The sequence below is a fragment of the Rhodococcus sp. IEGM 1241 genome, assembly GCF_033142365.1.
GTDB classification, from domain to species: Bacteria; Actinomycetota; Actinomycetes; order Mycobacteriales; family Mycobacteriaceae; genus Rhodococcus_F; species Rhodococcus_F erythropolis.
Genome location: NZ_JAWLSE010000066.1, coordinates 1 through 704, shown reverse-complemented (window position 1 = coordinate 704; position 704 = coordinate 1). Strand labels below are relative to the sequence as shown.

Genomic DNA, 704 nt, shown 5'->3' with positions numbered 1-704 from the left:
CCGGAACCGTCACCGGACACGCCGGTATCCGAGGTCGCCTGACACACCTTAATCCACAGAATTTGACGATTCCTCTCCGCAATCCGGGCCGCTTGAAATCGGAATCATCCTTCGCTCACCTCTGCGGAGTAGCACCGATTCCCGCTTCATCAGGAAAGACCACTCGTCACCGACTGCATCGTGGCGGCGACCGACGCGCCAACCAAGCACTTCACACCGGCGCCATCGTCCGCCTCCGATACAGCGACAACGCCCGCTCCTACGTGCAACGTCGCACGTCAGAGGGAAAATCGATGCCCGAAATTATCCGCTGCCAGAAGCGCTACCTCGCCCGAGAAGTCTCCACCGCACTCCGACGTGACTGCCGCGCACTGACCCCTTGACGTCTATAGGAGCGTCCTTTGCGACCTCCCGCAGGGCGTCCTTCTCCAGTTCGGCGTCGGCGAGGAGTCGTTTGAGTTTGCCCTGCTGCCCCCGCAATTCCTTGAGTTCTTGCGCTGCGTCGGTATCCATGCCGCCGTACTGTTTACGCCAGTACGGCGCTGCCGACACCCCTCGGGTTCGCCGGCGATCTCTTCCTGGGTTTCCCCGCCGCGGTGAGCTCGTCTGCTCGGCGCAACTTGCGCGCGATGTCCTCTGCGGAGTTCCTCTTCCGTCCAGCCATGTTCCTCATCGTCCTATCCGCCCACGTCACGGGCAACAAG

Annotated in this window: 1 protein-coding gene and 1 pseudogene; one reads left to right on the top strand and one right to left on the bottom strand. The window is 62.1% G+C overall.

Annotated features, from left to right (window positions below; genetic code table 11):
* Positions 1 to 80: 80 nt before the first annotated feature.
* Positions 81 to 383: pseudogene (locus tag R4P70_RS32640) on the top strand (transposase); the annotation flags it as partial.
* Here the strand turns inward: R4P70_RS32640 and R4P70_RS32635 are convergent.
* Positions 304 to 513: a hypothetical protein gene (locus R4P70_RS32635; protein ID WP_166503019.1), complete on the bottom strand. Its 210-nt coding sequence runs from the start codon at positions 511 to 513 to the stop codon at positions 304 to 306. The pseudogene R4P70_RS32640 and the gene R4P70_RS32635 overlap by 80 nt on opposite strands.
* Between the last annotated feature and the right edge of the window lie 191 nt (positions 514 to 704).